The organism is Pseudomonas fluorescens, from assembly GCF_001307155.1.
In the GTDB taxonomy this organism is placed as follows: Bacteria; Pseudomonadota; Gammaproteobacteria; order Pseudomonadales; family Pseudomonadaceae; genus Aquipseudomonas; species Aquipseudomonas helvetica.
This window is the reverse complement of record NZ_CP012830.1, coordinates 968758-992635: the sequence shown is the minus strand read 5'-3', so window position 1 is coordinate 992635 and position 23878 is coordinate 968758. Positions and strand designations below refer to the sequence as shown.

Here is a 23878-nt window from a genome sequence, read left to right as displayed (position 1 = left end):
CTCCATGAAACGTGTGGCGAGGGAGCTTGCTCCCGCTCGACTGCGAAGCAGTCGTGTTCTTTGTGGCAAGGATATGCCTGATGAGGTGTGGCGGTAGTTTTGGGGGGGGGGCGCTTTGCACCCCAGCGGGAGCAAGCTCCCTCGCCACAGGGGGGTGTTCTTTTCCATAAGAGACCTTGCACCTTGAGATACTAATCGCCCTTAAAGGGTAATTCTGGCAATCGACAATCCCGCTCCATTTCCAGCTTTGTAACCCTAGCCCGTTGTCCTCTCGGACGAAGCTGACTAACATGTCAGAAAATTCATCCTATGATTGGATGAAAGGGTGAATTCAATGACAGACACATCCCCACTGGTTAAGCGTTCTCTGGTCGATCAGGCCCTAGAACAGTTGCGCCTGCGCATCAACAACGGCACCTGGTCAGTCGGCCAGCGCCTGCCCACTGAACCTGAGCTGGCGACCGAGCTGGGTATCAGCCGCAACACCGTGCGCGAAGCCATGCGGGTGTTGGCGTTTTCCGGCTTGATCGAGATCCGGCAGGGCGACGGCAGTTACCTGCGGGCGGTTGTCGACCCGCTCGACACGATGAAAGCCTTGTCCCGCTGCTCCCACGAACAGGCCCGGGAAACCCGACACATCCTCGAGGTCGAGGCCATCGGTCTGGCGGCGTTGCGTCGTACCGATGAAGACCTCATCGCACTGCGTGAAGCCCTGGGTGTCAGCGGCAGTCACTACCACGGCGATCTCGATAGCTACATTGCCTGCGACCTGGTGTTCCACCGGCGTTTGGTGGACGCCGCGCATAACCCGACGCTTAGCGAGTTGTATCGCTTTTTCTCCAGCATCATCGGCGCGCAACTGCGCCAGACCCTCAACATCACTCCCAGACGTCAGGAGGTGTTCGATCTGCATATCGAACTGCTCGATGCCGTCGAGCAGCGCGATCCGGAACGGGCCAAAGCCATTTCCAGGCAGTTGATCAATGAACCTTGAAACCGAGAACCTCATGTCCAGCCAGCAGGCGAATACCAGCAGCACGACCCAACTCAAACGCACGGCTGAGCTCGAAGAGCTGTTGATCGATGCCGAGGCCGATGACGAACAGGTCCAGCAAAGCCATCCGGTTTTACGTCGTCCGTGGTTGTTGCTGCTGGGGCTGATTCTGGTGGCGCTGAACCTGCGCCCGGCGCTGTCGAGCATGGCGCCGCTGCTCAGCGATGTGTCGAAAAGTCTCGGGCTGTCGGCGGCCCAGGCCGGTTTGCTGACCACCTTGCCGGTGCTTTGCCTTGGGCTGTTCGCGCCGCTGGCACCGCTGTTGGCGCGGCGCTTTGGCGCTGAGCGAGTGGTGCTGGGGATTTTGCTGGCGCTGGCTGGCGGGATCATTCTGCGCAGTTCGTTCGGTGAAGTCGGGCTGTTTGCCGGCAGCATTCTGGCCGGCGCGAGCATTGGCGTAATCGGTGTGCTGCTGCCGGGCATCGTCAAGCGTGATTTTGCCAAACACGCGGGCACCATGACCGGCGTTTACACCATGGCCCTGTGCCTTGGCGCGGCCATGGCGGCCGGTGCGACGGTGCCTTTGAGCCAGCATTTCGACGAAAGCTGGGCGCTGGGCCTGGGCTTCTGGGTGATCCCGGCGCTGGTCGCGGCGATGTTCTGGTTGCCGCAAGTTGGCCAGAAACACGGCGCGCACAATGTGGCGTATCGGGTGCGCGGTTTGCTGCGTGATCCGCTGGCCTGGCAAGTGACCCTTTACATGGGCCTGCAATCCTCGCTGGCCTACATCGTCTTCGGTTGGTTGCCGTCGATCCTGATCGGCCGCGGCCTGACACCGACCCAGGCCGGACTGGTGCTGTCCGGTTCGGTGATCATCCAGTTGGCCAGCTCATTGGCCGCGCCATGGCTGGCGACGCGCGGCAAGGATCAGCGACTGGCGATCGTCGTCGTCATGCTCCTGACCCTCGGCGGTCTGTTCGGCTGCCTCTATGCGCCGATCGAAGGCCTGTGGGGCTGGGCGATTCTGCTCGGACTGGGGCAGGGCGGTACGTTCAGCCTGGCGCTGACCCTGATCGTGCTGCGTTCGCGCGATGCCCATGTGGCGGCCAACCTGTCGAGCATGGCCCAGGGGTTCGGCTATACGTTGGCCTCAATGGGACCTTTTGCGGTCGGTTTGGTACATGACTGGACCGGCGGCTGGACCGCGCTGGGCTGGATCTTCGGGGTTATTGGCCTCGGCGCGATCATCGCCGGTCTCGGTGCCGGGCGTTCGCTGTACGTACAGGTCGAAAGCGAACGCGTTTGAAGCCTGCGCAGTGCCGATATTCCTGATGCGAATGTCGGTAGTTTTCCCTGCATTGGCAGATTATCGTGCAGGGATCTTTCGAAGCCGTTTTTGCCAATGCAGGGAGCCTGCCCATGAGTGATGCCAACCGCGCCTTGATCACCCAGTTCTATCAAGCTTTCCAGCGGCTGGATGCCGAGGCCATGAGCGCCTGCTACACCGACGACGTGGTGTTCAGTGATCCGGCGTTCGGCGAACTGCGTGGGCGCGATGCCGGCGACATGTGGCGCATGCTCACGACTCGCGCCAAAGACTTTTCCCTGACCTTCGATAACGTCCGCGCCGATGAGCGTACGGGCGGTGCGCATTGGGTGGCGACCTACCTGTTCAGCCAGACCGGCAACACGGTGGTCAACGACATTCAGGCGCGATTTGTTTTCCGTGACGGCAAGATCTGCGAGCACCACGACCATTTCGATCTGTGGCGCTGGTCGCGTCAGGCATTGGGTTTCAAAGGTCTGTTGCTGGGCTGGACACCATTGGTGGGCAACGCTGTGCGCGCGCAGGCCTTGAAAGGCTTGAAGGCGTTCCAGGCCAGTCGCTGATAAGATCGCGGCTTGTTTCCTACAAGCCTTGATCGTCACGTGAACACCTTGAGCGAAGTCTCCGTCAGCGACCCTGCAACCCCACCCGCGCAGAGCAAACCCTGGTTCGTCTATCTGGTTCGTGCGGCCAACGGTTCGCTGTACTGCGGGATCAGTGACGACCCTGTCCGGCGTTTTGCCACTCATCAAAGCGGTAAAGGTGCGCGTTTCTTCCTCTCAAGCCCGGCTGTTGCATTGGTGTACACCGAAGCCTGCCGCGATAAAAGCGAAGCACTGCGTCAGGAACGCCTGATCAAAAAACTCAAGAAAAGCGCCAAGGAATGTCTGGTGGCGAGCGCCTCTGCGGGTTTATCAATCTGACTGATAAGTGCCCATCAGGCAGATGGGTAGGCCGCTATTCGATTGCGCGCTAAGCTGCTGACATCTAACACCAGCGGCGGGCCCAGCATGCCAGAGTTGATTCTTCACCATTACCCAACTTCCCCCTTTGCAGAAAAAAACCGACTGTTGCTCGGTTTCAAAGGCTTGTCCTGGCGTTCCGTGATGATCCCGCGAATGATGCCAAAACCCGATTTGACCGCACTGACCGGTGGTTACCGCAAGACCCCAGTGTTGCAGATTGGCGCCGATATCTACTGCGACACAGCGTTGATTGCCCGCCGTCTGGAACAGGAAAAGGCTTCGCCTGCATTGTTCCCGGAAGGTCGGGAGATGATCACTGCGAGCTTTGCCGCCTGGGCTGATTCGGTGGTGTTTCAGCATGCGGTGAGCCTGGTGTTCCAGCCAGAATCGGTGGCGGTGCGTTTTGCCAAGTTGTCTCCAGAAGCGATCAAGGCATTTGTCGCTGACCGTGCCGGGTTGTTCAGCGGTGGCAGCGCTACGCGGTTGTCGGCCGAGCAGGCCAGGCATCAATGGCCGACGATCATGGCGCGGCTTGAGCAGCAATTGCAGCGCGAGGATGGTGATTACCTGTTTGGTGAACCTTCGATTGCCGACTTCGCCATGGCTCACCCGTTGTGGTTCCTCAAGGACACACCGGTGACGGCACCGTTGGTCGATGTTTATCCGGCGGTGTCGGCATGGCTGGTTCGGGTCATGGGCTTCGGGCATGGTGCATTCAGCGAAATGACCTCTGAAGAGGCGCTGGAGGTTTCGCGTCATTCAACACCAGCGGCTTTGCCGGATGAGCAGTTCGATGAACCCAACGGCTTCAAGGCCGGCCAGCAAGTAGTCATTGCGGCGACTGACTATGGCGTTGATCCGGTCGTAGGTGAGTTGCTGTTTGCAGGGCGCGAAGAACTGATCCTGCGCCGCGAAGATGAGCGGGGCGGGCTGGTGCATGTGCACTTCCCGCGGTTTGGCTTTCGCATCGAGGCACGCTGACCCGGGCACGGGCATTTGTGGCGAGGGAGCTTGCTCCCGTCGGCCGGTCCGCGTTCGGGCGAAGCAGTCATAGAAATGGTATTCGCGTTTTGCCTGACAGAACCGGTTTACCTGTTTGCGAGCGCTGCGCACTCGAGCGGGAGCAAGCTCCCTCGCCACAGTCTATTTCAGGGCAGTGAGGATCGCCTCAGGCTCATAACCGCGGATCAATGTGCCGTTCACGTCCAGCATCGGTATTCCGCGTCCACCCAGCGCTTCATAAGTCTTGCGTGCTTCGGCATCTTTCTCGATGTCGAACTCGCGGTAAGGAATGCCTTTCTGGTCGAGAAAGCGCCGGGTCAGTTTGCAGTAACCGCACCAGTCGGTGGCGTAGAGCACGACCCTGGCATTGGCCTGGGTCTGCTCGGACACCACTTGCGAAGGATTGAACACCCGCTCGATCTTGCCCCAGTTCTGGTAGGCCACAACCACCAGCAGGATCAGCAGGAATTTCTTCAGTACGCCGTTCAGCATCAGTTGCGGCGCTTCAGCTGATCGGTCAGTTGGGTCGGCAGGCCCTTGATGATCAGCGTGCCGGCTTCTTCGTCGTATTCGATCTTCGAGCCCAGCAGGTGCGCTTCAAAGCTGATGGACAGGCCTTCGGCGCGGCCGGTGAAGCGGCGGAACTGATTCAGGGTGCGTTTGTCTGCCGGGATCTCTGGCGACAGGCCGTAATCCTTGTTGCGGATGTGATCGTAGAACGCTTTCGGGCGTTCTTCGTCGATCAGCTCAGACAACTCTTCGAGGCCCATCGGTTCGCCGAGTTTTGCCTGGCTGCTGGCGTAGTCGACCAGGGTCTTGGTCTTCTCGCGGGCGGACTCTTCCGGCAGGTCTTCGCTTTCGACGAAGTCACTGAACGCCTTGAGCAGGGTGCGGGTTTCGCCCGGACCGTCGACGCCTTCCTGGCAGCCGATGAAGTCGCGGAAATACTCCGAAACCTTCTTGCCGTTCTTGCCCTTGATGAACGAAATGTACTGCTTGGACTGCTTGTTGTTCTGCCACTCGGACACGTTGATTCGCGCTGCCAGGTGCAACTGGCCAAGATCCAGGTGGCGGGACGGCGTCACGTCGAGCTGGTCAGTCACCGCCACGCCTTCGCTGTGGTGCAGCAGTGCGATAGCCAGGTAGTCGGTCATGCCTTGCTGATAGTGCGCAAACAGCACGTGGCCGCCGGTCGACAGGTTGGATTCTTCCATCAACTTTTGCAGGTGTTCCACTGCAACGCGGCTGAACGCCGTGAAGTCCTTGCCGCCGTCGAGGTATTCCTTCAGCCAGCCGCTGAACGGGTGCGCGCCGGACTCGGCATGGAACAAACCCCAGGCCTTGCCTTGTTTGGCGTTATAGCTTTCGTTGAGGTCGGCGAGCATATTCTCGATGGCCGTGGACTCAGCAAGTTCGGAGTCGCGGGCGTGGAGAACTGCAGGAGTGCCGTCGGGTTTTTTGTCGATCAGGTGGACGATGCAATGACGGATCGGCATGGGCTTCTCGGCTGATTGAAGAGAGGAGGGCGTGCTCCCCCAAAAAAGTGCCCAGTGTACCGCACCTGCTGGTTTTGGCGGTGCTTGAAGGGTGTTCGAGGCGTGTCTGACCGGGCTTATGCGCTTTTTTCCGGATTTAGAGCAATAAAGCTGACCAAATGGGTAGGTAGAGGCGGATATTTCCCCGTCTCTGTGCTAGTTTTGCCCGGTCTTACGCGAAGTCACTGCGTTAAGCGTGCATTCAGCATTTGTCAGGTCGAACCAAACCCTGATTTCGGCATCTATAACCCCGACCCGTCGGTGTTGTAGCCGAGGGTGCCAGATCCAGAAGATCGGGCTCGATGGCTGACACTGCACTCTGCAATCCATATGAATTTGATAGGGAAGGAACACCACATGGCTCTTACTAAAGACCAACTGATCGCCGATATCGCTGAAGCTATCGACGCGCCAAAAACCACCGCGCGTAACGCTCTGGACCAACTGGGCCAAATCGTTGCTGATCAACTGGAAAACGGCGGCGAAATCACTCTGCCAGGTATCGGCAAGCTGAAAGTGACCGAGCGTCCTGCCCGTACCGGCCGCAACCCTTCGACTGGCGCTGCCATCGAAATCGCTGCCAAGAAAGTTATCAAGCTGGTCGTGGCTAAAGGCCTGACTGACGCTGTTAACAAGTAAGACCGCAGTAAAAAAAACCGTGCGCCGGGACAACCCGGGCACGGTTTTTTTGTATCCGCTATTCAGCAAATGCTGCAAGCCAATGTGGGAGCGAGCAAGCGAACGTCGCCCGGCCCTCCCCGCAGTTGATCTGCGTTGGTCAGTTACTCAGCTCTTGCGAACCCAGCGTTCGCGCCAGACTTGCTGCTCGGATTTAGTCTGGAAGGTCCAGGCGACAAAACGGCTTTGCTTCTGCCCCTGAGACATTTCCACGACCTGGCTCTCCAGTACGCCGGCCTTTTTCAGTGCGGTCTGGATGGCAGGCAGGTTTGAGGCTTTCGAGACAAGGGTGCTGAACCACAGCACTTTGTGCTGAAAGTGCGCGCTCTCGGCAATCAGTTGCGTCACAAACCGTGCTTCGCCGCCTTCACACCACAGTTCGGCCGATTGGCCACCAAAGTTCAGCACCGGCAGCTTGCGCTTCGGGTCGGCGCGGCCCAGTGCGCGCCATTTACGCTCGCTGCCCTTGGTAGCCTCGTCCATCGAGGCGTGGAACGGCGGGTTGCACATGGTCAGGTCAAAGCGTTCGCCGGGTTCGAGCAGACCCAGCAAAATGTGCTTGGGATTGCTTTGCTGGCGCAACTGGATGGCTTTGTTCAACCCGTTGGACTGCACGATGGCTTTGGCGGCGGCAACGGCGGTCGGGTCGATTTCCGAGCCGAGGAAGTGCCAGCGGTAGTCGCTGTAGCCGATCAACGGATAGACGCAGTTGGCGCCCATGCCGATATCGAGCACCTTGACCGGCGCGCCCCGAGGGATTTCGCCGTCGTTGACACTGGCCAGCAAGTCAGCCAGGAAGTGCACGTAGTCGGCACGGCCCGGAACCGGTGGGCACAGGTAATCGGCCGGGATGTCCCAATGGGCAATGCCGTAGAACGACTTGAGCAGCGCCCGGTTGAACACCCGCACTGCATCCGGGCTGGCGAAGTCGATGCTCTCTTTGCCGTAGGGATTGATGATCACGAACTTCGCCAGCTCAGGCGTGGTCTTGATCAGCGCCGGGAAGTCGTAACGGCCCTGATGGCGGTTGCGTGGATGCAAGCTGGCCTTCTCACGCGGCTCGACGGCTTTGGCCGGGGTCGCGGGTTTTGGCTTTTGGCGCGCAGGTCTTGGTGTGCGGGGGGCGTTCATGGGCGAGGTCGATTCGGGTATGGCTAAAAGTGACGGGCATTGTCCCACAGACGATGGTCGCGCGGGGATCCCGTAGGAGCAAGGCTTACCCGCGAGAATCACGATGCGGTGTAACAGATGCACCACGTTATCGTTCATCGCGGGCAAACCTTGCTCCCACAAGAAAGCGGAGTTTCGGTGTTTTGGGACAATGAAAATAAAAAAGGGAGACCACTCGGGTCTCCCTTTTTCAGTGCGATTTACCGTTACAAACTGGCAATTCGCGCATGCTGCTCGGCCAGTCTGCCCAGAGCCTGTTCGGCTTCGGCCAGTTTGGCGCGTTCTTTCTCGATGACGTCGGCCGGGGCCTTGTCAACGAAGCCAGCGTTGGACAGCTTGCCGCCGACCCGCTGCACTTCTCCTTGCAGGCGCTGGATTTCCTTGTCCAGGCGCGCCAGTTCGGCGTTTTTGTCGATCAGACCGGCCATCGGCACCAGCACTTCCATCTCTCCCACCAGCGCGGTGGCAGACAGTGGTGCTTCTTCGCCTGCAGCCAATACAGTGATCGACTCGAGCTTGGCCAGCTTCTTCAGCAGGACTTCGTTCTCGGTGAGACGACGCTGGTCTTCGGTATTGACGTTCTTCAGGAACAACGGCAGTGGTTTGCCCGGGCCGATGTTCATCTCGCCACGAATGTTACGCGTGCCAAGCATCAGGCCCTTGAGCCATTCGATGTCGTCTTCGGCGGCCTGATCGATGCGTGCCTCAACGGCCACTGGCCAAGGCTGCAGCATGATCGTCTTGCCTTGAACACCGGCCAGCGGCGCAATGCGCTGCCAGATTTCTTCGGTGATGAACGGCATGAACGGGTGGGCCAGACGCAAGGCGACTTCCAGCACGCGAACCAGCGTGCGGCGGGTGCCGCGTTGACGCTCTACGGCTGCGTTTTCGTCCCACAGCACCGGCTTGGAGAGTTCCAGGTACCAGTCGCAATACTGGTTCCAGATGAACTCGTACAAGGCTTGCGCCGCCAGGTCGAAACGGAACTGGTCGAGTTGGCGGGTCACTTCGGCTTCGGTGCGTTGCAGCTGCGAAATGATCCAGCGATCCGCCAGCGACAGTTCGTAGGCCTCGCCGTTCTGGCCGCAGTCTTCGCCCTTGTCCAGCACGTAGCGCGCAGCGTTCCAGATTTTGTTGCAGAAGTTGCGATAGCCTTCGACGCGGCCCATGTCGAACTTGATGTCGCGGCCGGTCGAGGCCAGCGAGCAGAACGTGAAGCGCAGGGCGTCGGTGCCGTAGCTGGCGATACCGTCGGCGAACTCTTCGCGGGTCTGCTTCTCGATCTTCTTCGCCAGTTTTGGCTGCATCAGGCCCGAGGTGCGTTTCTCTACCAGTGCTTCAAGCTCGATACCGTCGATGATGTCCAGCGGGTCCAGGACATTGCCCTTGGACTTGGACATTTTCTGGCCTTGGCCATCACGCACCAGACCATGCACATACACAGTCTTGAACGGAACCTGAGGCGTGCCGTCTTCGTTTTTCACCAAATGCATGGTGAGCATGATCATCCGGGCAACCCAGAAGAAAATGATGTCGAAGCCGGTCACCAGCACGTCGGTGGAGTGGAACTTCTTCAGGAATTCAGTTTGCTGCGGCCAGCCGAGGGTGGAGAACGTCCACAGGCCCGAGCTGAACCAGGTGTCGAGCACGTCGTTGTCCTGTTGCAGCGCAACGTCCGGGCCGAGGTTGTGCTTGGCACGCACTTCGGCTTCGTCGCGACCGACGTAGACTTTGCCCGACTCGTCATACCAGGCCGGAATCCGGTGGCCCCACCACAGCTGACGGCTGATGCACCAGTCCTGGATGTCGCGCATCCACGAGAAGTACATGTTTTCGTACTGCTTGGGCACGAACTGGATGCGGCCGTCTTCAACGGCAGCAATCGCAGGCTCGGCCAGCGGTTTGGTGGAAACGTACCATTGGTCGGTCAGCCACGGCTCGATGATGGTGCCGGAGCGGTCGCCTTTCGGTACTTTCAGCGCGTGATCGTCGACGCTGACCAGCAGGCCGGCGGCTTCGAATGCGGCAACGATTTCCTTGCGGGCCTGGAAACGGTTGAGACCGGCGTATTCGGCGGGCAGTGTGCCGTCGATCGCTTCGTTGACGCTGCCATCGAGGTTGAAGACCTGGGCTGCTGGCAGCACCTCGGCGTTCTTGTCGAAGATGTTCAGCAGCGGCAGGTTGTGGCGCTTGCCGACTTCATAGTCGTTGAAATCGTGGGCCGGGGTGATTTTCACGCAGCCGGTGCCGAACTCGGGGTCGCAGTAATCGTCAGCGATGATCGGGATGCGGCGGCCAACCAGTGGCAACACGACATACTTGCCGATCAGGGCTTTGTAGCGTTCATCGTTCGGGTTAACCGCCACGGCGGCGTCGCCGAGCATGGTTTCCGGGCGAGTGGTCGCGACGATCAGGTAATCGTTGCCTTCAGCGGTCTTGGCGCCGTCGGCCAGCGGGTACTTCAGGTTCCACAGGAAACCTTTTTCGTCGTGGTTTTCCACTTCGAGGTCGGAAATCGCCGTGTGCAGCTTGGTGTCCCAGTTGACCAGACGCTTGCCGCGGTAGATCAGACCGTCTTCGTGCAGGCGCACGAAGGCTTCCTTGACCGCTTCCGAGAGGCCGTCGTCCATGGTGAAGCGCTCGCGGCTCCAGTCGACAGACGAGCCGAGGCGGCGGATTTGACGGCTGATGTTGCCGCCGGACTCATCCTTCCACTCCCAGACTTTCTCGAGGAATTTTTCACGGCCCAGATCGTGGCGATTCTGACCCTTGGCTTCGAGTTGACGCTCCACCAGCATTTGCGTGGCGATACCGGCGTGGTCGGTGCCCGGCTGCCACAGGGTGTTGCGACCCTGCATGCGGCGGAAACGGATCAGGGCGTCCATGATCGCGTTGTTGAAGCCATGGCCCATGTGCAGGCTGCCGGTGACGTTCGGCGGCGGGATCATGATGGTGTAGGACTCGCCCGCGCCTTGCGGGGCGAAGTAATTCTCTGACTCCCAGGTGTTGTACCAGGAAGTTTCAATGGCGTGCGGCTGGTAGGTCTTATCCATGCGCGGCGGGACCCTATTGGCATTTATTCAGGAAAAGCCGGGAAGTATAGCGGGGATGTTCCCGTGCGCGTAGAGCGAGGTGATGGCGGGTGCCTGAAAATTGTGCAATGAGGTGAGATTTTTATCGGCAATGATGACGCCATCGCGGGCAAGCCTTGCTCCTACGGGCAGTAGGAACCTGTAGGAGTAAGGCTTGCCCGCGATGGTCGCGCAGCAGTTTCAGGATTCGTACTGGCTGAGCAACCGCTCCATCCGCGCATCAAGCCGACGCTTGATCTCGGTTTCGATGTGCGGGGCGAAGTCGTCGATCACGTCTTGCATGATCAATTGCGCGGCGGCGCGCAGTTCGTCGTTCAGGTGCAGCATGACATCGGCGCCTTGCTGGACAGATGAGGTCGGAGTCGGAGCCGCGACAGGTGCAGGCGCGGGTGTCGGTGGTGGGGCAGGTGGTTCGATGATTTCAGCCTGCGGTTTGCCGCCGACCTGATCGAACAACATCGGAATCTGGCCTTCATCACTGACTTGCTCGACGGTGTCGGTCAGCAGCGGTGGTTGCAGGTTGTCATCGCCGAGCAACTGGCGGATCGACTCGAGGTCGTCCAGCAGGTGTGCGGACTTTTGCAGCTGGTTTGACGTGTCCATCATGTGCTCAGAGTCGCTGTAAACGGTGATCTTGCAGAGGATAGCCCTGTTCGCGGTAGAAACGGAAACTCTCCCGCGCGGCCTGACGAATAGCCGGGTCTTCAACCACCACTTCGGCCACACGGGCAAAGCGCTGGGCAAAAGACGGGACTTTGAGGTCAAGATTGACCAGCAAGTCCTGGTGTTGTCCTGGATCGTCTCCCAGACCAAGCACCACTAAACCGTCCGGTTCGTTTTCGGCGGGGCCGTGAGGCACGAAGCTTTCGCCTTTGAACGCCCACAGGCGTGCATCGAGATCGTCGCGTTGGGCGGCATCGCTGCAATGCAGGTAGATGCGGTGGCCCATGCGCCAGGCTTTTTCGGTGAGCTTGCAGGCAAAATCCAGCCGCGCCGAAGGATCGGCGCTGGGCAGGATATAAAAGTCGACTTTGGTCATTGCGGTTCCTGATGCCTGCGCGGCGTCATCCGCGGATGACGCCGTTCAGGATCTTCAGTTTCAGGCTTTGGCGCGGTCCAGCAGGTATTGGGTCAGCAATGGAACCGGACGGCCAGTGGCGCCCTTGTCCTTGCCGCCACTGGTCCAGGCCGTGCCGGCGATGTCCAGGTGCGCCCACTTCAGGTTCTTGGTGAAGCGCGACAGGAAGCAGGCCGCCGTGATGGTGCCGGCTTTCGGGCCGCCGATGTTGGCGATGTCGGCGAACGGGCTGTCCAGCTGTTCCTGGTACTCATCGAACAGCGGCAGTTGCCAGGCGCGGTCGTCAGCCTGTTGGCCCGCGCTCAGCAGCTGGCCGATCAGTTCGTCGTTGTTGCCCAGCAGGCCTGAGGTGTGGGCGCCGAGGGCGACGACGCAGGCGCCGGTCAGGGTCGCGATGTCGATCACCGCCTGTGGCTTGAAGCGTTCGGCGTAGGTCAGGGCGTCGCACAGCACCAGGCGGCCTTCGGCGTCGGTGTTGAGGATTTCCACGGTCTGGCCGCTCATGGTAGTGACGATGTCGCCAGGACGGGTCGCGCCGCCGCTTGGCATGTTCTCGGCGCAGGCCAGGATGCACACCAGGTTGATCGGCAGTTTCAATTCGAGCACTGCGTGCAAGGTGCCGAAGACGCTGGCCGAGCCGCCCATGTCGTACTTCATTTCATCCATGCCGGCGCCCGGCTTGAGGCTTATGCCGCCGGTGTCGAAGGTGATGCCCTTGCCGACCAGCACGTAAGGCTTCTCGGATTTTTTGGCGCCGTGGTATTGCATGACGATCAGGCGTGGCGGTTGATCGCTACCCTGGCCCACGGCGTAGAACGCGCCCATGCCCAGTTCCTTGATCTTCTTCTCATCGAGGATCTCGACCTTCAGGCCCTTGTTGGCCTTGCCCAGGCTCTTGGCCTGTTCGGCGAGGAAGCTTGGATGGCAGATATTCGGTGGCAGGTTGCCCAGGTCACGGGTGAAGGACATGCCGTTGGCGATTGCAGTGGCGTGAGTCACGGCGCGCTCGACTTCAGCCTGTGCGGCCTTGATGGTCAGCAGGGTGATTTTCTTCAGGGCGCGCGGATCAGCCTTCTGGCTCTTGAACTGTTCGAAGGTGTATTCGCCGTCGACCAGGGTTTCGGCCAGCAGGCGGGTCTTGCCGTAGCTGTCACGCCCTTTGACCGCGACTTCGTCCAGCGCCAGAGCGGCTTCGCTGCCACCCAGGCCTTTGAGGGAGTTCAGTACGCCGGCGATGATTTTGCGGAATGGACGGTCGCCCAGTTCGGCGTCTTTACCCACGCCAACCAGCAACACGCGTTCGGCCTTGAGGTTTGGCAGGCTGTGCAGCAACAGGCTCTGACCCACTTTGCCGGCCAGATCGCCGCGTTTGAGGACTGCGCTGATCGCGCCACCGCAGAGCTCGTCGAGCTGTTTGGCGACCGTGCCGAGTTTGCGGTCTTCGCCGACGGCGACCACCAGAGTGGCGGTTTTCAACGTTTCTGGGCTAACGCTTTTTACAACCAGTTCCATGTCCGGGTCCCTGAATAAATGGTCAAAGTGCAGCGTGTTACGCGATGCGCGCACACGTTTGCCTATCTATAGAAAGACGCTGGTGCAGGCCAGCGACAAAGGCCGCAGTTTGAACCTCGCTCCGTGCGCCTGACAACCCTCGCGCAGGTGATCTTTACACCATTGCGCGGCTGCTTGAGCGTGCGCAGTGACAGGCGCGTTCAATCACAGGATAATGCGCCATCTTTTTCGGCGGCTCAGCCCTGTGGGTCGCCCGATATGTTTGCTTGTTTGGCCGCCTTAGCCTGACAACCCTGGAGTGTCTGGTTTGATTGTCTTCCGTTATCTGTCCCGCGAAGTCCTGTTGACCTTGAGCGCCGTCAGCGCTGTGCTGCTGGTCATCATCATGAGTGGGCGCTTCATCAAGTTCCTGGCCCAGGCCGCCTCGGGCGCCCTGGACCCAGGCTCGCTGTTCCTGATCATGGGCTTTCGTCTGCCGGGTTTCCTGCAACTGATTCTGCCTTTGGGGCTGTTTCTCGGGATCCTGCTGGCCTACGGTCGCCTGTACCTTGAAAGTGAAATGACCGTGCTCTCCGCGACCGGCATGAGCCAGCAGCGTCTGTTGGGCATGACCCTGTTTCCGGCTGCGCTGGTTGCCGTGATCGTGGCCTGGCTGAGCCTGAGCCTGGCACCGCAAGGCGCCAATCAGTTCCAGTTGCTGCTGAACAAGCAGGATGCCATGACCGAGTTCGACACGCTGGTGCCGGGCCGTTTTCAGGCGCTGCGCGATGGTTCGCGGGTGACCTACACCGAGCAGCTGTCCGATGACCGGATCAATCTGGGCGGCGTCTTCATCTCGGAAAAGCGTCTTTCCGCCGATCAGAAGGATCGCGGTATTTCCGTACTGGTGGCCGAGAAGGGTCGTCAGGAAATCAAGGAAGACGGCAACCGCTACCTGATTCTCGACAATGGCTACCGTTACGACGGTCAGCCGGGGCTGGCCGACTATCGGGCCATCAAGTACGACACCTATGGCGTGCTGCTGCCCAAGCCGGATGTCAGCGACGAGGTGACCGATCGCGATGCGATGCCGACCCGCACCCTGCTGGACAATCCGGATATTCGTGCACGCGCCGAGCTCGAGTGGCGTGTGTCGCTGCCGTTGCTGGTGTTTATCGTGACGTTGATGGCGGTGCCGCTGTCGCGGGTCAATCCGCGCCAGGGACGTTTCCTCAAGTTGCTGCCGGCGATTCTTCTCTATATGGCTTATCTGACGATCCTGATCGCCGCACGCGGTGCTCTGGAGAAAGGCAAGATCCCCCCGGCACTGGGTCTGTGGTGGGTTCACGCAATATTCCTGGCCATTGGCCTGGGACTGCTCTATTGGGAGCCGTTGCGCTTGAAAATGGCGAGTCGCCGCAGTGCGCTGGAGGTGACCCGTGGTTAAGCTCGATCGCTACATTGGTGGCAGTGTTTTCATGGCGATCCTGGCGGTACTGGGGATCATTCTTGGCCTGGCGACCTTGTTTGCCTTCATCGACGAGATGAGTGATGTCACGGATACCTACACCCTCACCGACGTATTGAGCTACGTGGCGCTGACAGCGCCACGTCGGGTCTATGACATGCTGCCGATGGCGGCACTGATCGGTTGCCTGATCGGCCTGGGCAGCCTGGCCAGCAGCAGTGAATTGACCATCATGCGCGCCGCTGGCGTGTCCATCGGCCGGATCGTCTGGGCGGTGATGAAGCCGATGCTGGTGTTGATGCTGGCAGGCGTACTGGTCGGCGAGTACGTTGCGCCCGCTGCGGAAAACGTGGCCCAGGCCAATCGCTCACTGGCTCAGGGCATTGGTGATGCGCAGAGCGCCAAGCACGGTATGTGGCACCGCCAGGGTGATGAGTTCATTCACATCAACTCGGTGCAGCCGGACGGCATTCTGTACGGTGTGACTCGCTATCGTTTTGACCGCGAGCGTCACATGCTGACCTCGAGCTTCTCCAAGCGTGCGCAGTTCGAAACTGATCATTGGCAGCTGAACGACGTCACCACCACGGTGTTCCATGACGGCAGTACCGAAGTGGTCACGGCCCCGCAAGAACGCTGGGAAGTCCCGTTGAGCCCGCAACTGCTGAACACCGTGATCATGGCGCCGGAATCGTTGTCGATCAGCGGTTTGTGGGGTTACATCCACTATCTGGCGGATCAGGGCCTGAACAATGGCCGTTACTGGCTGGCGTTTTGGGTCAAGGTGTTGCAGCCACTGGTCACTGTTGCCCTGGTGTTGATGGCGATTTCCTTTATCTTCGGCCCGCTGCGCTCGGTGACCCTGGGCCAGCGTGTGTTTACAGGGGTACTGGTCGGCTTTACCTTCCGTATCGCTCAGGATTTGCTCGGGCCTTCAAGCCTGGTCTTCGGCTTCTCGCCATTGTTCGCGGTGCTGGTTCCGGCCGGTATCTGTGGAGTGGCCGGTCTCTGGATGCTGCGCCGAGCCGGTTGATCGCGGGTATTTCCTGCTTCGGTTGACAGTCAAACGCCCCGTTCGCAAGAGCGGGGCGTTTTTGTATCCAATACCGTTGACCTGTGAACGTGACGCTTGCGTCGTGTATCAGGTACAATTCCCGGCTATTTTTCGGCGGGCTATGCCTGCAGCCTTTTTGAGTGTTGATCCGTGAGTGATTTGAGTCATATCCGCAATTTCTCCATCATCGCCCACATTGACCATGGCAAGTCGACTCTGGCCGATCGCTTCATCCAGATGTGCGGCGGCCTGGCCGAGCGTGAAATGGAAGCCCAGGTACTGGACTCCATGGACCTTGAGCGTGAACGCGGGATCACCATCAAGGCTCACAGCGTTACCCTGTATTACACCGCCCGTGATGGTATCAAGTACCAACTGAACTTCATTGACACCCCCGGCCACGTTGACTTCACCTACGAAGTCAGCCGGTCGCTGGCGGCCTGTGAAGGTGCCTTGTTGGTGGTCGATGCCGGTCAGGGTGTCGAGGCGCAATCGGTTGCCAACTGCTACACGGCAATCGAGCAGGGCCTGGAAGTGATGCCGGTCCTGAACAAGATCGACCTGCCACAGGCTGATCCGGACCGCGTAAAAGAAGAAATCGAAAAAATCATCGGCATCGATGCCACCGATGCGGTCGAGTGCAGTGCCAAGACCGGCCTGGGTGTCGATGAAGTGCTCGAGCGTCTGGTACACACCATTCCTGCGCCGACCGGCAACATCGAAGATCCGCTGCAAGCGTTGATCATCGACTCCTGGTTCGACAACTACCTGGGCGTTGTTTCCCTGGTTCGCGTGCGCCACGGCCGCGTGAAAAAGGGCGACAAGATTCTGGTGAAGTCCACCGGCAAGATCCACCTGGTCGACAGCGTCGGTGTGTTCAATCCGAAGCACACCGCCACCGTTGATCTGAAAGCCGGTGAAGTAGGCTTCATCATCGCCGGCATCAAGGACATTCACGGTGCGCCGGTAGGTGACACCCTGACCTTGAGCTCGACGCCGGACGTCGACGTGCTGCCAGGTTTCAAACGCATTCAGCCGCAGGTGTATGCCGGTCTGTTCCCGGTCAGCTCCGACGACTTCGAAGACTTCCGCGAAGCGCTGCAAAAGCTCACGCTGAACGACTCGTCGCTGCAATACACCCCGGAAAGCTCCGACGCCCTGGGCTTCGGCTTCCGTTGCGGGTTCCTCGGCATGCTGCACATGGAGATCATCCAGGAGCGCCTGGAGCGCGAGTACGACCTGGACCTGATCACCACGGCGCCGACGGTTATTTTCGAGCTGTTGCTGAAAACCGGTGAAACGATTTACGTCGACAACCCGTCCAAGCTACCGGACCTGTCGTCTATTGAAGACATGCGCGAGCCAATCGTTCGGGCAAATATTCTTGTGCCGCAGGAGCACCTGGGCAACGTCATTACCCTGTGCATCGAGAAGCGTGGCATTCAACACGATATGCTGTTCCTCGGTAGCCAGGTCCAGGTGACCTACGATTTGCCGATGAACGAAGTGGTCCTGGACTTCTTCGATCGCCTGAAATCCACGAGTCGCGGCTATGCTTCGCTGGATTACCATTTCGATCGTTATCAATCAGCTAATCTGGTGAAGCTGGATGTATTGATCAACGGTGAAAAAGTCGACGCCCTGGCGTTGATCGTGCACCGTGACAACGCGCACTACAAAGGTCGTGCGTTGACCGAGAAGATGAAAGAACTGATTCCGCGGCAGATGTTCGACGTGGCAATCCAGGCCGCCATTGGCGGACAGATTGTGGCGCGGACAACCGTCAAGGCACTCAGAAAGAACGTATTGGCCAAATGCTACGGTGGTGACGTTAGCCGTAAGCGCAAGCTGTTGGAAAAGCAGAAGGCCGGTAAAAAACGCATGAAGCAGGTCGGCAACGTGGAAATTCCACAAGAAGCCTTCCTCGCTGTGCTCAGGTTGGATAGTTAGGTCCTATGTCACTAAATTTCCCGCTGTTGCTGGTCATCGCCGTTTTCGTTTGCGGTCTGTTGGGGTTGCTCGACCTGATCTTTCTGGCGCCGCGTCGGCGTGCCGCCATTACCTCTTATCAGGGTAGCGTCACTGAGCCTGACATGATGGTGGTCGAGAAACTGAACAAAGAACCGATGCTGGTTGAATACGGCAAGTCGTTCTTTCCGGTGCTGTTCATCGTGCTGGTCTTGCGTTCGTTCCTGGTGGAACCGTTCCAGATTCCGTCTGGTTCGATGAAGCCGACCCTGGACGTTGGCGACTTCATTCTGGTGAACAAGTTTTCTTACGGGATCCGCTTGCCGGTGCTCGATACGAAAGTCATCCAGGTGGGTGATCCGCAGCGTGGCGATGTGATGGTGTTCCGCTACCCAAGCGACCCGAACGTCAACTACATCAAGCGTGTAGTGGGCCTGCCGGGCGATCAGATTCGTTACACCGCCGACAAGCGCCTGTTCGTCAACGGTGAGTCGATCGCAGAGCAGCTGGTTGGCTCCGAGCCGGGTACGCTGGGCAGTGCCGAGCTCTACAAGGAAAAACTCGGCGTCGCCGAGCACCTGATCCGCAAGGAAATGAGCCGCTACCGCGCAACCCCGGACCATCAATGGACCGTGCCTGCCGGGCACTACTTCATGATGGGCGACAACCGCGACAACTCCAACGACAGTCGCTACTGGGATGATCCAACTATTCCCAAGGATCTGCTGGGCATGGTTCCCGACAAGAATATCGTCGGCAAGGCCTTCGCCGTCTGGATGAGCTGGCCGGAACCCAAACTCAGTCACCTGCCGAATTTCTCGCGGGTTGGCCTGATCAAGTAATCACCCACGGCGCTGTTGAACACAGCGCCGAATGCATTTCTGGAGCCTGCAGAAGGTCACCGCAGATGCATGAAGCCAACGATATTCAGGATGTAATTTTTGAACACAGCGTTAATTGTCCAAGAGCCTAGCAGCGTTGCTGTGATGGACGTCGACCACGAACTCAGCGTGGGTAAACCGTGAGCGTCTCTTTAAGCCGTCTCGAGCGTCAGCTCGGTTATACCTTCAAGGACCAGGAACTGATGGTCCTGGCCCTGACACATCGCAGCTTTGCCGGGCGCAACAACGAACGCCTGGAATTCCTCGGTGATGCCATTCTCAACTTCGTTGCCGGTGAAGCGCTGTTCGACCGCTTTCCGCTGGCTCGCGAAGGCCAGCTGTCGCGTTTGCGCGCACGCCTGGTCAAAGGTGAGACGCTGGCCGTATTGGCGCGTGGTTTCGATCTTGGCGAGTACCTGCGCCTGGGGTCCGGTGAGTTGAAGAGCGGCGGGTTCCGCCGTGAATCGATCCTCGCCGATGCCCTCGAAGCGCTGATCGGTGCGATCTACCTGGATGCCGGCATGGACATGGCGCGCGAACGCGTGCTGGCCTGGCTGACGTCCGAGTTCGACAGCCTGACGCTGGTCGACACCAACAAAGATCCAAAGACTCGCCTGCAAGAGTTCTTGCAGTCGCGTGCCTGTGAACTGCCGCGTTACGAAGTGGTGGATATCCAGGGTGAGCCGCATTGCCGGACGTTCTTCGTCGAATGCGAAATCACCTTACTGAACGAAAAAAGCCGAGGTCAGGGTGTGAGTCGTCGTATTGCCGAACAGGTAGCGGCCGCCGCAGCACTGATTGCCCTGGGCGTGGAGAATGGCCATGACTGATTCAACTGCAACTCGCTGTGGCTATGTCGCCATCGTCGGCCGTCCGAACGTGGGCAAATCCACGCTGCTGAACCACATCCTGGGTCAGAAGCTGGCGATCACCTCGCGCAAACCGCAAACCACCCGTCACAACATGCTCGGTATCAAGACCGAAGGTGATGTGCAGGCGATCTACGTCGACACCCCCGGCATGCACAAAGGTGGCGAGAAAGCCCTCAACCGCTACATGAACAAGACCGCTTCGGCCGCGTTGAAAGACGTCGACGTGGTGATCTTCGTGGTTGATCGCACCAAGTGGACCGAAGAAGACCAGATGGTGCTCGAGCGCGTTCAGTACGTGACGGGCCCGTTGATCGTGGCGCTGAACAAGACCGACCGCATCGAAGACAAAGCCGAGCTGATGCCGCACCTGAGCTGGTTGCAGGAACAGCTGCCGAACGCGCAGATCATTCCGATTTCGGCGCAGCACGGGCACAACCTCGATGCGCTGGAGCGGGTGATCGCCGGTCACCTGCCGGAAAACGATCACTTCTTCCCGGAAGACCAGATCACCGACCGCAGCAGCCGTTTCCTCGCCGCCGAACTGGTGCGCGAGAAAATCATGCGCCAGATGGGCGCCGAGCTGCCATACCAGATCACCGTGGAAATCGAAGAGTTCAAGCAGCAGGGGAAAACCCTGCACATCCATGCGTTGATCCTCGTCGAACGTGACGGTCAGAAGAAAATCATCATTGGCGACAAGGGCGAGCGGATCAAACGCATCGGCACCGAAGCGCGCAAGGACATGGAGCTGCTGTTCGACTCCAAGATCATGCTCAACCTTTGGGTGAAAGTGAAAGGCGGCTGGTCCGACGACGAACGCGCCCTGCGTTCGCTGGGTTACGGCGACCTGTAATCAGGATCGGCACAAGGTTCAAGGCCTTGTGCTGGCCTTTGTGGCGAGGGAGCTTGCTCCCGCTGGGTCGCAAAGCGGCCCCAAAACCATTTGCCCCGGTGTGCCTGACTCTCCGCGGCTGCTTGATGTCGGGGCTGCTTCGCAGCCCAGCGGGAGCAAGCTCCCTCGCCACAGTTGATCTCCTCTGAGATTTGGACTCTGATGTCGACCACCGCGCCAACCGGCCAACCCGCCTACGTGCTCCATAGTCGTGCCTACCGCGAAAATAGCGCGTTGGTGGATTTCCTCACGCCGCAAGGTCGGCTGCGGGCGGTGTTGCGCAGCGCGCGGGGCAAGGCCGGAACGCTGGCGCGGCCATTCGTGCCGCTGGAAGTCGAGTTCCGTGGTCGGGGCGAACTGAAGAACGTCGGTCGCATGGAAAGCGCCGGTGTCTCGACCTGGCTCAATGGTGAGGCGCTGTTCAGCGGTCTCTACCTCAACGAACTGCTGATCCGCCTGCTGCCGTCCGAAGATCCTCACCCTGCGGTATTCGATCATTACGCCGCGACCTTGCTGGCCCTTGCCGAAGGGCGCCCGCTGGAGCCTTTGTTGCGCTCATTCGAATGGCGGCTGCTCGATGACCTGGGCTACGGCTTTGCGCTGAACGCGGATATCCACGGCGAACCTATCGCGCCCGACGGCCTGTATCGCTTGCAGGTCGATGCAGGTCTGGAGCGGGTTTACCTGCTGCAGCCTGGTCTGTTCAACGGTACCGAGCTGTTGGCCATGGCCGACGCCGACTGGAGCGCGCCGGGTGCCTTGTCCGCCGCCAAGCGCTTGATGCGTCAGGCGTTGGCCGTTCACCTGGGCGGTCGCCCACTGGTCAGTCGCGAATTGTTTCGCAAGCCCTGATCAACCCGTATGCTGTGCACCGAACTTTCTCTTCTTCTGGAGCGCTTCCGTGACCACCAGCAATCGCATTCTTCTTGGCGTGAACATCGACCACGTTGCCACCCTGCGTCAGGCCCGGGGTACGCGTTACCCTGACCCTGTGAAAGCAGCGCTGGACGCGGAAGAGGCGGGCGCTGATGGCATCACCGTGCATCTGCGTGAAGACCGCCGGCACATTCAAGAGCGCGACGTGTTGTTGCTCAAGGACGTGCTGCAAACCCGCATGAACTTCGAGATGGGCGTCACCGAGGAAATGATGGCGTTCGCTGAACGCATTCGTCCGGCGCACATTTGCCTGGTCCCGGAAACCCGTCAGGAACTGACCACCGAAGGCGGTCTGGATGTGGCAGGGCAGGAAGCGCGGATCAAGGCGGCGGTGGATCGTCTGGCGAAAATCGGCTGCGAAGTGTCACTGTTCATTGATGCCGACGAGCGCCAGATCGAAGCCTCGAAACGTGTTGGCGCACCGGCCATCGAATTGCACACCGGCCGTTATGCGGACGCCGAGACGCCGACTGCGGTGGCTGAAGAGCTGAAGCGTGTGGCGGATGGCGTGGCGTTTGGCCTGACGCAAGGCCTGATCGTCAACGCCGGCCACGGTCTGCACTACCACAACGTCGAAGCAGTTGCGGCGATCAAAGGCATCAACGAACTGAACATCGGCCACGCGCTGGTGGCGCATGCGCTGTTCGTCGGGTTCAAGTCGGCTGTTTCAGAGATGAAAGCGCTGATCCTCGCCGCAGCAAAAGCCTGACGTTCAACCCCATATCCGTAGGAGCAAGGCTTGCCCGCGATAGCATCGCCGCGGTGATTCTGGCGGACCGCGGCGATGCTATCGCGGGCAAGCCTTGCTCCTACAGGGGCGGGGAGGGGGGTGCCTAGAGCGGTGGGTTTTCTTCGGGCGGTTTGGTTTTGTCGATGCCCGGCACATGCAGGTTGCCTTGGGTGACCTGATCGCCCTCAAGCTGCGGCTGCGTGACCCACGTCAGAATGTCGTAGTAACGCCGGATGTTCGCCACAAAATGCACCGGCTCACCGCCCCGGGCGTAGCCATAGCGGGTTTTGCTGTACCACTGTTTCTGCGACAGGCGCGGCAGGATCTTTTTCACGTCCAGCCACTTGTCCGGATTCAGTCCTTCCTTGGCTGCGAGTTTGCGCGCGTCATCCAGGTGACCGCTGCCGACGTTGTAGGCCGCCAGCGCAAACCATGTGCGATCCGGCTCCTGGATCGAGTCGTCGAGTTGATCCTTCGTGTAAGCCAGGTACTTCGCGCCGCCCATGATGCTTTGCTTGGCGTCCAGGCGATTGGACACGCCCATGGCCTGCGCGGTGTTCTGGGTCAGCATCATCAGGCCGCGAACGCCGGTTTTCGAGGTGACCGCCGGTTGCCACAGCGATTCCTGATATCCGATTGCGGCGAGCAGTCGCCAGTCGACTTTCTCTTCCTTGGCCGAGGCCTTGAAGTGCTTCTCGTACTTGGGCAGTCGTTGCTGCAAGTGCTCGGCGAAGGTGTAGGCGCCCATGTAGCCGAGTACATCGACATGCCCGTAATAGCGGTCTTTCAGCCGTTGCAGGGTGCCATTTTTCTGCGCCTTGTCGAGGAAGTCGTTGATCTCGTTGAGCAGGCTGTTGTCGTCACCGGCGGCCACCGCCCAGCTCTGGTTGCTGGCGTCGCCCAGGTCGAAGGCGACTCGCGCATTAGTGAAGTACACCTGGTTCATCGCGACTTCGTTGGAGTCGACCAGTGTCAGGTCGATCTGACCTTCATCAACCATGCGCAGCAGGTCAACGACCTCAACCGCGTCGGATTCTTCGTATTCAATGCCGGGATATTTCTTTTTCAGCGCGGCCAGTTGGTCGGCGTGGGTGCTGCCCTTGAGCACCATGATTGTCTTGCCGACCAGATCGGCTGCCGAGGTCGGCCGAGACTGACCGTTGCGGTAGATGATCTGTGGGGTGACTTCCAGATACGAGTGGGAAAACCGCACTTGCTGTTTGCGTTTGTCGCTGCCGACCAGACCGGCGGCAGCCAGCACCGGGCCGCCAGGTTTGCCTAACTGACCGTACAGGTCGTCGAGGTTGTCTGCGGTTTCGATCTTGAGTTTCACGCCCAGATCGTCGGCGAAGCGCTTCACCAGCTCGTATTCGAAGCCGGTTTCACCGTTGCGATCCTGAAAGTAGGTAGCGGGGCTGTTGCGGGTAACCACACGCAGCACGCCATCCTCCTTTACGCGCTCCAGTGTGTTGGGTTTATCAACACAGCCACTGAGCATCAGGAAGAGTCCGGTTGCGATGAGCCATTTGGCGAATCGCGGACGCAAAGCCGTTGGGGAAAACATCTGCGCAGTATACGCAAAGGACCACGACCGCCATATCTCGACAGTAAAGGGCTTGTCTGCTAGAGCGTTCAAAAATCGGCAAAAGCCCGCAAGAACAGGCGCTCGGGCCTGATTGTGACAACAAAAATAACCCCCGGCGTGCCCCTTGATGCGCATGGGTTACAGGCTTTGAGCCCCGGGC

At 59.6% G+C, this 23878-nt stretch carries 22 protein-coding genes; 14 read left to right on the top strand and 8 right to left on the bottom strand.

Features of this window, described 5'->3' with window-relative positions; genetic code table 11:
- Nucleotides 1-334: 334 nt before the first annotated feature.
- The 5 genes from AO353_RS04595 (at nucleotide 335) to AO353_RS04575 (ending at nucleotide 4267) form a co-directional block, all read left to right on the top strand.
- On the top strand, nucleotides 335-994 hold the full coding sequence (locus tag AO353_RS04595; RefSeq protein ID WP_054593889.1) for a FadR/GntR family transcriptional regulator: 660 nt from the start codon (nucleotides 335-337) through the stop codon (nucleotides 992-994).
- Nucleotides 984-2300, top strand: coding sequence for a CynX/NimT family MFS transporter (locus AO353_RS04590; RefSeq protein ID WP_054593888.1), 1317 nt, complete (start codon nucleotides 984-986; stop codon nucleotides 2298-2300). Before AO353_RS04595 ends, AO353_RS04590 begins: the two co-directional genes overlap by 11 nt.
- A 113-nt stretch (nucleotides 2301-2413) precedes the next feature.
- Nucleotides 2414-2884, top strand: coding sequence for a nuclear transport factor 2 family protein (locus tag AO353_RS04585; RefSeq protein ID WP_054593887.1), 471 nt, complete (start codon nucleotides 2414-2416; stop codon nucleotides 2882-2884).
- A gap of 39 nt (nucleotides 2885-2923) precedes the next feature.
- On the top strand, nucleotides 2924-3244 hold the full coding sequence (locus AO353_RS04580; protein ID WP_054593886.1) for a GIY-YIG nuclease family protein: 321 nt from the start codon (nucleotides 2924-2926) through the stop codon (nucleotides 3242-3244).
- A gap of 87 nt (nucleotides 3245-3331) precedes the next feature.
- The gene (locus tag AO353_RS04575; RefSeq protein ID WP_054593885.1) at nucleotides 3332-4267 is read left to right on the top strand and encodes a glutathione S-transferase family protein; all 936 of its coding nucleotides are present in this window, start codon (nucleotides 3332-3334) and stop codon (nucleotides 4265-4267) included.
- Nucleotides 4268-4429: 162 nt separating this feature from the next.
- On the opposite strand, the gene AO353_RS04570 is transcribed toward AO353_RS04575, so the two are convergent.
- Entirely contained in the window at nucleotides 4430-4780 is a 351-nt protein-coding gene (locus AO353_RS04570; RefSeq protein WP_054593884.1) for a glutaredoxin family protein, read from the bottom strand.
- Nucleotides 4780-5784, bottom strand: a complete 1005-nt coding sequence (gene yejK, locus AO353_RS04565; protein WP_054593883.1) for a nucleoid-associated protein YejK — start codon at nucleotides 5782-5784, stop codon at nucleotides 4780-4782. The genes AO353_RS04570 and yejK overlap by 1 nt, the downstream gene beginning before the upstream one ends.
- 396 nt (nucleotides 5785-6180) lie before the next feature.
- Here yejK and AO353_RS04560 point away from each other — a divergent pair, with 396 nt between their 5' ends.
- Nucleotides 6181-6462: an HU family DNA-binding protein gene (locus AO353_RS04560; protein ID WP_007905514.1), complete on the top strand. Its 282-nt coding sequence runs from the start codon at nucleotides 6181-6183 to the stop codon at nucleotides 6460-6462.
- 147 nt (nucleotides 6463-6609) lie between these two features.
- Here AO353_RS04560 and rlmF read toward each other — a convergent pair whose 3' ends face one another.
- The 5 genes from rlmF to AO353_RS04535 all read right to left on the bottom strand — a co-directional run bounded on the left by rlmF (nucleotide 6610) and on the right by AO353_RS04535 (nucleotide 13353).
- Nucleotides 6610-7632 (bottom strand): 23S rRNA (adenine(1618)-N(6))-methyltransferase RlmF, encoded by a 1023-nt coding sequence (rlmF, locus tag AO353_RS04555; protein ID WP_054593882.1) that lies wholly within the window; start codon nucleotides 7630-7632, stop codon nucleotides 6610-6612.
- A 245-nt stretch (nucleotides 7633-7877) separates the two neighbouring features.
- Entirely contained in the window at nucleotides 7878-10724 is a 2847-nt protein-coding gene (locus AO353_RS04550) for a valine--tRNA ligase (protein ID WP_054593881.1), read from the bottom strand.
- Between the two features lie 219 nt (nucleotides 10725-10943).
- A complete protein-coding gene (locus AO353_RS04545) occupies nucleotides 10944-11366 on the bottom strand; it encodes a hypothetical protein (protein ID WP_054593880.1) in 423 nt (140 codons plus the stop codon).
- A 7-nt stretch (nucleotides 11367-11373) separates the two neighbouring features.
- Nucleotides 11374-11802 carry a DNA polymerase III subunit chi gene (locus AO353_RS04540; RefSeq protein ID WP_054593879.1) on the bottom strand — a complete coding sequence of 143 codons (429 nt, stop codon included), beginning with the start codon at nucleotides 11800-11802 and terminating at the stop codon, nucleotides 11374-11376.
- Nucleotides 11803-11862: 60 nt separating this feature from the next.
- Entirely contained in the window at nucleotides 11863-13353 is a 1491-nt protein-coding gene (locus AO353_RS04535) for a leucyl aminopeptidase (protein WP_054593878.1), read from the bottom strand.
- A 307-nt stretch (nucleotides 13354-13660) separates the two neighbouring features.
- On the opposite strand from AO353_RS04535, the gene lptF reads away from it, so the two are divergent.
- The 8 genes from lptF (at nucleotide 13661) to pdxJ (ending at nucleotide 22112) form a co-directional block, all read left to right on the top strand.
- On the top strand, nucleotides 13661-14779 hold the full coding sequence (gene lptF / locus AO353_RS04530; RefSeq protein ID WP_054593877.1) for an LPS export ABC transporter permease LptF: 1119 nt from the start codon (nucleotides 13661-13663) through the stop codon (nucleotides 14777-14779).
- Nucleotides 14772-15833 (top strand): LPS export ABC transporter permease LptG, encoded by a 1062-nt coding sequence (gene lptG, locus AO353_RS04525; protein WP_054593876.1) that lies wholly within the window; start codon nucleotides 14772-14774, stop codon nucleotides 15831-15833. Before lptF ends, lptG begins: the two co-directional genes overlap by 8 nt.
- A gap of 171 nt (nucleotides 15834-16004) precedes the next feature.
- A complete protein-coding gene (gene lepA / locus AO353_RS04520; RefSeq protein WP_054593875.1) occupies nucleotides 16005-17804 on the top strand; it encodes a translation elongation factor 4 in 1800 nt (599 codons plus the stop codon).
- A 5-nt stretch (nucleotides 17805-17809) separates the two neighbouring features.
- Nucleotides 17810-18664, top strand: a complete 855-nt coding sequence (lepB, locus tag AO353_RS04515; RefSeq protein WP_054593874.1) for a signal peptidase I — start codon at nucleotides 17810-17812, stop codon at nucleotides 18662-18664.
- A 179-nt stretch (nucleotides 18665-18843) separates the two neighbouring features.
- The gene (gene rnc, locus AO353_RS04510; protein ID WP_019691997.1) at nucleotides 18844-19533 is read left to right on the top strand and encodes a ribonuclease III; all 690 of its coding nucleotides are present in this window, start codon (nucleotides 18844-18846) and stop codon (nucleotides 19531-19533) included.
- Nucleotides 19526-20428, top strand: coding sequence for a GTPase Era (era, locus tag AO353_RS04505; RefSeq protein WP_054593873.1), 903 nt, complete (start codon nucleotides 19526-19528; stop codon nucleotides 20426-20428). The genes rnc and era overlap by 8 nt, the downstream gene beginning before the upstream one ends.
- A 201-nt stretch (nucleotides 20429-20629) precedes the next feature.
- Nucleotides 20630-21319: a DNA repair protein RecO gene (recO, locus tag AO353_RS04500; protein WP_054593872.1), complete on the top strand. Its 690-nt coding sequence runs from the start codon at nucleotides 20630-20632 to the stop codon at nucleotides 21317-21319.
- A 49-nt stretch (nucleotides 21320-21368) separates the two neighbouring features.
- Entirely contained in the window at nucleotides 21369-22112 is a 744-nt protein-coding gene (gene pdxJ / locus AO353_RS04495; RefSeq protein WP_054593871.1) for a pyridoxine 5'-phosphate synthase, read from the top strand.
- A gap of 124 nt (nucleotides 22113-22236) precedes the next feature.
- On the opposite strand, the gene mltF is transcribed toward pdxJ, so the two are convergent.
- Complete coding sequence (gene mltF, locus AO353_RS04490) at nucleotides 22237-23697, bottom strand: membrane-bound lytic murein transglycosylase MltF (protein ID WP_054593870.1); 1461 nt, start codon at nucleotides 23695-23697, stop codon at nucleotides 22237-22239.
- Nucleotides 23698-23878: the final 181 nt, after the last annotated feature.

Bases quoted from the DNA above. Each gene is read 5' to 3' on its own strand.
- AO353_RS04595 (WP_054593889.1), top strand. From the start codon at position 335: ATGACAGACACATCCCCACTGGTTAAGCGTTCTCTGGTCGATCAGGCC.
- AO353_RS04590 (WP_054593888.1), top strand. From the start codon at position 984: ATGAACCTTGAAACCGAGAACCTCATGTCCAGCCAGCAGGCGAATACC.
- AO353_RS04585 (WP_054593887.1), top strand. From the start codon at position 2,414: ATGAGTGATGCCAACCGCGCCTTGATCACCCAGTTCTATCAAGCTTTC.
- AO353_RS04575 (WP_054593885.1), top strand. From the start codon at position 3,332: ATGCCAGAGTTGATTCTTCACCATTACCCAACTTCCCCCTTTGCAGAA.
- AO353_RS04570 (WP_054593884.1), bottom strand. From the start codon at position 4,780: ATGCTGAACGGCGTACTGAAGAAATTCCTGCTGATCCTGCTGGTGGTT.
- yejK (WP_054593883.1), bottom strand. From the start codon at position 5,784: ATGCCGATCCGTCATTGCATCGTCCACCTGATCGACAAAAAACCCGAC.
- AO353_RS04560 (WP_007905514.1), top strand. From the start codon at position 6,181: ATGGCTCTTACTAAAGACCAACTGATCGCCGATATCGCTGAAGCTATC.
- rlmF (WP_054593882.1), bottom strand. From the start codon at position 7,632: ATGAACGCCCCCCGCACACCAAGACCTGCGCGCCAAAAGCCAAAACCC.
- AO353_RS04550 (WP_054593881.1), bottom strand. From the start codon at position 10,724: ATGGATAAGACCTACCAGCCGCACGCCATTGAAACTTCCTGGTACAAC.
- AO353_RS04545 (WP_054593880.1), bottom strand. From the start codon at position 11,366: ATGGACACGTCAAACCAGCTGCAAAAGTCCGCACACCTGCTGGACGAC.
- AO353_RS04540 (WP_054593879.1), bottom strand. From the start codon at position 11,802: ATGACCAAAGTCGACTTTTATATCCTGCCCAGCGCCGATCCTTCGGCG.
- AO353_RS04535 (WP_054593878.1), bottom strand. From the start codon at position 13,353: ATGGAACTGGTTGTAAAAAGCGTTAGCCCAGAAACGTTGAAAACCGCC.
- lepB (WP_054593874.1), top strand. From the start codon at position 17,810: ATGTCACTAAATTTCCCGCTGTTGCTGGTCATCGCCGTTTTCGTTTGC.
- era (WP_054593873.1), top strand. From the start codon at position 19,526: ATGACTGATTCAACTGCAACTCGCTGTGGCTATGTCGCCATCGTCGGC.
- recO (WP_054593872.1), top strand. From the start codon at position 20,630: ATGTCGACCACCGCGCCAACCGGCCAACCCGCCTACGTGCTCCATAGT.
- mltF (WP_054593870.1), bottom strand. From the start codon at position 23,697: ATGTTTTCCCCAACGGCTTTGCGTCCGCGATTCGCCAAATGGCTCATC.